Annotated in this window: 5 protein-coding genes; 3 read left to right on the top strand and 2 right to left on the bottom strand. The window is 65.2% G+C overall.

Annotation, left to right across the window (positions count from 1 at the left end; translation table 11 throughout):
- Together AC5JJ6_RS28655 and AC5JJ6_RS28650 are read right to left on the bottom strand one after the other, a co-directional pair.
- On the bottom strand, positions 1–893 hold an 893-nt coding region (locus AC5JJ6_RS28655; protein WP_496045326.1), incomplete at its 3' end, for a carbohydrate-binding domain-containing protein.
- Between the two features lie 294 nt (positions 894–1,187).
- A complete protein-coding gene (locus AC5JJ6_RS28650; RefSeq protein WP_496045325.1) occupies positions 1,188–2,666 on the bottom strand; it encodes a lipopolysaccharide biosynthesis protein in 1,479 nt (492 codons plus the stop codon).
- Positions 2,667–2,842: 176 nt separating this feature from the next.
- On the opposite strand from AC5JJ6_RS28650, the gene AC5JJ6_RS28645 reads away from it, so the two are divergent.
- The 3 genes from AC5JJ6_RS28645 to AC5JJ6_RS28635 all read left to right on the top strand — a co-directional run bounded on the left by AC5JJ6_RS28645 (position 2,843) and on the right by AC5JJ6_RS28635 (position 5,438).
- A complete protein-coding gene (locus AC5JJ6_RS28645; protein WP_496045324.1) occupies positions 2,843–3,382 on the top strand; it encodes a DUF1003 domain-containing protein in 540 nt (179 codons plus the stop codon).
- A gap of 108 nt (positions 3,383–3,490) precedes the next feature.
- Positions 3,491–4,537, top strand: coding sequence for a DUF808 domain-containing protein (locus AC5JJ6_RS28640; protein WP_496045323.1), 1,047 nt, complete (start codon positions 3,491–3,493; stop codon positions 4,535–4,537).
- Complete coding sequence (locus AC5JJ6_RS28635) at positions 4,530–5,438, top strand: MBL fold metallo-hydrolase (protein WP_496045322.1); 909 nt, start codon at positions 4,530–4,532, stop codon at positions 5,436–5,438. Before AC5JJ6_RS28640 ends, AC5JJ6_RS28635 begins: the two co-directional genes overlap by 8 nt.
- The last annotated feature ends 88 nt before the right edge of the window (positions 5,439–5,526 follow it).

Here is a 5,526-nt window from a genome sequence, read left to right as displayed (position 1 = left end):
ATCCCGTTGGCGGGATTGCCGACGCCGGTCAGCAGCACGGTCGCGCCGGCCGGAACGGTGTCGTTCGCCAGCACGTCGACCATGACGTCGGTGCTTTCGCGCGTGGCCACGACATCCGGGCCGGCGACCGGGACCAGTTGCCTGAGGTCGAAGGTCCCGTCGGCGAACTGGAGCTTTTCGATGCCGGTCAGCCGGTCGCTGGAGCCGGCGCCCGTGACCAGCAGGCTGCCGTCGGTCTCCGCCATGACGGTATAGGCGGCACGGTTGCCGAGGTAACCGGCGGTATCGGTGCCGGCGCCGCCGTCGATGGCGTTGCTGCCGACGCCGCCGTAGATCAGGTCGTCGCCGGCGCCGCCGGACAGGGTGTCGTTGCCACCGCCGGGAAGCCACGCCGGACGCGTGTTTGCCGGGAGGCCGGCCGTGTCGAAGACCAGCGCGCCGCCCCAGACCATGTGGGACTGGCCGGCCTGCGTCTTCGTGCCGCGGTCGTAGATGGACTGGTCCGGCGTCAGGACGGTGCCGTTGACCTCGATCCGGTCGATCCAGAGATTACGGTCCTTGGATGCCGTGCCACCGGAAGCGTCGTTGATGTATTCGATCCGGATCTTTGCGGCGGATGACAGTCCGATCCTGGTAAAGGTGAAGTCCTGCCAATCGCCGGAGGCATGGACGGCCGACACTTCGACTTCACCCAGCAAGGTTTTGTCAGCCCAGATCTTCATCCTGGGCGCGCCCTGCCACAGATCGGCCGATGCCTTGATGCGGAGGGTGAAGGGATCGGTGACCGTGACCGGAAGCCCGTCGCCCCAGATCACGTCATTGGCGGAACCGCCGGAAAGGGTGTCGTTGCCACCGGTGCCGACGAGGGTCTGGCCGACTGATTGAGCAGTCATGATAGGAAACCTTGCGTGGGATCTTTGCTGCGGCGCAACAAGTGCGCTCAAGATTTCACAAGGTTATCTCACATGAATTAATGATGTGTAAAAGACAAGATACTTTGAAATCAGCTACAAATACCCAGTAATGCATCCGTAGTTTTACTTATGTCTCACTTCTATGCTTATTCAATCCAAAAAATGTCTCATCATATACGAGCATTGCTTTTGATTGCCGCGGTATTTCGCAATGAATTTTGTAGAAGTAATAGATCGATTTTCAAAACAAGATCGGTGGAAAAGGCGCGCGTTTCAAACGCGGGCGACGCGCATCCAGCGGGCGATGCCCACACCGGCCACCATGATCTCGCGGCGGATCGGGTGGTCGAGCAGGAAGGCTCCGGCCAGCCAGCCGCAGGTGCCGAACAGCCCGGGGAAAAGCAGCGAGCGCCATGGGATCAGGGCGTCGCTCGCGATATCGGCGGAAACCGGATCGAGCAGGACCGGCGGCACCGACGCCGCAGCCACGGTTACCGCCGTCAGGGCGAGGCTGCGCCACGTGAAGCCCACCAGTTCCGCGACGCCGAAGCCGATGAAGCGGCGGGTGTAGACCTGGGTGATGGCCAGCGCCACCAGATAGGCCGCAACCTGCGCCGCCGCGACCGCTTCCAGGCTATAGAGTGCCGCCACCAGCGTCAGGACGGCGCGGGGGACCTGGATCGCGATTTCCCGCCACAGGTTCGCCCTCACCTGCCCGATCGCCGTCAGCAGCGGACCGCCGAGGATCACCACCGCCATCACGGCGCCGCCGACGCACAGGATCTGGGCGATGACCACCGCCTCGTCCCACTGCCTGCCGTAGAGCAGCCGGATCACCGGCTGCGCCAGCAGGGCCAGCATGCCGTAGAACGGCCATGCCAGCCCGGTCATCAATGCTGCCGCCCTGCCGTAATCGGGTCTCATATCGATTCCCGCGCGGTACTGGTCGGCGAAGGCCGGCAGCGCCACGCTCAGGACGGTCGCCTGCACCGTCATGCGGAAGATGTTCAGCAGGCCCATCGCGCGGCTGTAATAGGCGACGGCGCTGAACCCCAGCATGCGGCCGATGATCAGTTCCGCCATGTTGACGCCGATGGTGCCGACAAGGTTGGCCCCGCTGGAGAAACCGCCGAAAGCGGCGATCCGCCGCCACTCCTTCAGAGACGGCATCATGAAGACGAGGTCGGGCTTCAGCACGGACAGCACGGCGATGCCGGCCAGCCCGCCGGCGAGCGAAGCCCAGGCCATGCTGAGATAGCTGAAACCCAGCAGCGCCAGGGTGATGCCGGCCGCCACCTGGACCGAGGACGTGACCAGTTGGACGAGGTAGAGCTTGCCGAACTGCAGTTCGCGGATCAGCATCGCCTGCGCCGGCAGTCCCAGCGGCGAGATCAGGAAGGTCAGCGCCAGGATCAGCAGGACGTCGCGGATGCCGTCACGGCCGTAGAAGTCTGCCACCGGGCCGCTGGCCAATGCGATCAGCAAGGCTATGGTCCAGGCCAGCACCAGGGCGACGCCGAACGCGCTCCTGATCCGGGCACGGTCGAGTTCCCGTTCCTGCACGACATAGGCGCCCAGCCCGAACTCCCGCAGCGTCTGGGCCAGCGCGATGACGGCGATGCTGATCGAGAAGATGCCGATCTCTTCCGGCGTCAGGAGGCGGGCGATCACCATGACCGACACGAACTGGACGATCATGTCGCTGTAGCGCGCGACGGCGGAGAGATAGACCGCCCTTCTCGTCTTCGACAATCCGGCTCTCCGGCAGCGGGCAAACCCGGCATTCACCGATGCGGGGAGGGGCGGACCTTAGTGCCGCGCCTGAGCGCACCGCCAGGGTGAATATAGCGGCGCGGACGAGCATTTCGGGGTAATGCTGGACCGCAAGGCCGCGGGGCCGGCTACAGGTACACTTGGGAACAACATCGATGTCGATCAGGGATCTGAAGGCCCGCCTGACGGCGGAAGAACATAAGCTGCTGCTGTCGTTGCGGCAGCGGAAACCCGGACGCAATCCCCCGTCGGGAGAGCCGGCCTTCGGCGAGCGGCTGGCGGACGCGGTGGCGAGCAATGTCGGGTCCTGGACGTTCATCGCCGTCCAGTCGGTGCTGCTGACCCTGTGGATCGTGGCCAACAGCATCGCGTGGTTCCTGTCGTGGGACCCCTACCCCTTCATCCTGCTCAACCTCGTCCTGTCGTTCCAGGCGGCGTTCACCGCCCCCATCATCATGATGAGCCAGAACCGCCAGAGCACGATCGACCGGCGAAACGCCCAGCACGACTACGACGTGAACACCAAGGCCGAACTGGAGATCGAACTGCTTCACCAGAAGGTCGACCTGATGCGCGAGCAGGAGTTGACGATGCTGGTCCAGATGGTGAAAAGGCTGGAAGAACGGCTGCTGCTGGCCGAGGGCGGCGGGCCCATGGAACCGGACCGGAGGCCGGAGGAACAGGCGGGATCCTGAACCCGTCCGCTGGCGCCGCGAAACCGTTTGCCGTATTGGCGTGTTTGATGCGGGTGCCGGGCCTTCCTGGCTGGCAAACCGGCTGCGGCCTGACAGGAGTTCTTCACATTGAGCGTTGGATTGATCGCACTCATCGACGACGTCGTCGGACTGGCGAAGATCGCCGCCGCATCCCTGGACGATGCGGCGGGACAGGCAGCCAGAGCGGGCGCCAAGGCCGCCGGTGTCGTGGTGGACGACGCGGCGGTCACGCCCCGCTATGTCGTGGGACTTGCCGCCAACCGGGAACTGCCGATCGTCGGCAAGATCGCGCTAGGCTCCCTCAAGAACAAGCTGCTGTACCTGCTGCCGGCGGCGCTGGCGCTCAGCCTGCTGGCCCCCTGGGCGATCACGCCGCTGCTGATGCTGGGGGGAGCCTTCCTGTGCTACGAGGGCGCGGAAAAGGTCTATGAGGCGATCTGGCCGCATGACGATCACCATGGCGGGGTGCAGGCGGCGGGAACGCCTGCCGAGCTTGAGGATCGCAGGGTCAAGGGCGCCATCCAGACCGACCTGATCCTGTCGGCCGAGATCATGGCGATCACCCTGTCCACGGTGGCGGAAACGACGTCCTCTTTCTGGATGCAGGCCTTCATTCTGGCCATCGTCGGCATCGGCATCACCGTAGGCGTCTACGGCGCGGTGGCGCTGATCGTGAAGGCCGACGACGCCGGGTTGTCCCTGGCGCAGAACGGCAGCCCCGTCTCCAGCCTGCTCGGCATGCGCGACACCGCCGGCGCGCAGCCGGGCGGGGCCGACCGCGCGATAAGTCCCGTCACCAGGGGATTGGGGCGCGGACTGGTGATCGGGATGCCGTATTTCCTAAAGGCACTCGCCATGGTCGGGACCGCCGCGATGCTGTGGGTCGGCGGCGGGATCATCATCCACGGGCTGGAGGAATTCGGCCTGTCCGGCATCGGCCACGCGGTCCACGGGATAGCCGAAGCCGCCGCCCACGCACTTCCGGCCATGGCCGCCGCCGTCGAATGGCTGGTCGCCGCCGCGGCCTCGGGAGTATTCGGACTGGTCGTCGGAGCGCTGCTGATCCCGCTGGTCCACAACGTGGCGATGCCGGTGGTGGCGAAGTTCCGGGGAGCGAAGAAGGAACATGCCTGAACCGGGTTTTCCGGACCTGGGCTCGACGCTCCGGGTCCTCCGTCCCGCTCCGGGCATCCTGGCGTTCTACGACGGCAGGATCGAGGGCGTACGGGCTTGGTCGGCCGGTCCCAACTGGCTGGACGACGGCGCCTACGTCCTGGGCGTCTGCACCTATGCGGTCGTCAGCGGGACGGAAGCGCTGGTCTACGACACCCACATTTCGCCGGCGCATGCGCGCATCGTCCGCGAAACGCTCGACCGGCAGGGCGTCACCGACATCCGGGTGGTGCTGAGCCACTGGCACCGCGACCATATGGCCGGCAACGAGGTCTTCGCAGACTGCGAGATCATCGCGCACGCGCTGACGCTGAAGGCGCTTCGGGATAACGTGGAGGCGATGGAAGCCGGCGACCCGCCGATCAAGCCGCTGGTCATGCCGACGGCGACCTACGAGGGATCGATGCGGCTGAAGGTCGGCGGGGTCCCGGTCGAGCTCCGCCATGCCGACATCCACAGCCACGACGGGACCGTCCTGCTGCTGCCGGAAGTCGGGCTGATGCTGGCCGGGGATACGCTGGAAGACCCCATCACCTATGTCGCGGAACCGGACCGGCTGGAGATCCACCTGGATAGCCTGCGGCGGATGGCGGAATGGCCGGTAGGCCGGATTTTGCCCGACCACGGCGACCCGCAGGTCATCGCAGCCGGCGGCTATGGTCCCGGCTTCATCGATGCGACCGAACGCTATGTCGCGAAGCTGCTGAAGTGCCGGGACGATCCGGCCCTGGCGGCGGCGCCGCTGCGCGACTGGATTGCGGAGGATGTCGCGGCGGGATCGGTCAACTGGTTCCCGCCCTACGAGAATGTCCACCGCCGCAACATCGAGAGCGTTCTGAGCAAGGCGTGGGAGAGCGAATAATCATTCCTGGAATGCTTAAAGAAAACGTCTAATCCGTAGGTCGGTCTAGCACTACTCTGTCACTCTAAATATTTAGGTAAGTGCGGAA

The sequence above is a fragment of the Skermanella sp. genome, from assembly GCF_059503625.1.
Note: the sequence above shows the minus strand (reverse complement) of the source record. Positions and strands in the feature narration are given on the sequence as shown.

Excerpts from the sequence above, each read along its gene's own strand:
- AC5JJ6_RS28635 (WP_496045322.1), top strand. The coding sequence starts at position 4,530 with ATGCCTGAACCGGGTTTTCCGGACCTGGGCTCGACGCTCCGGGTCCTC.
- AC5JJ6_RS28645 (WP_496045324.1), top strand. The coding sequence starts at position 2,843 with ATGTCGATCAGGGATCTGAAGGCCCGCCTGACGGCGGAAGAACATAAG.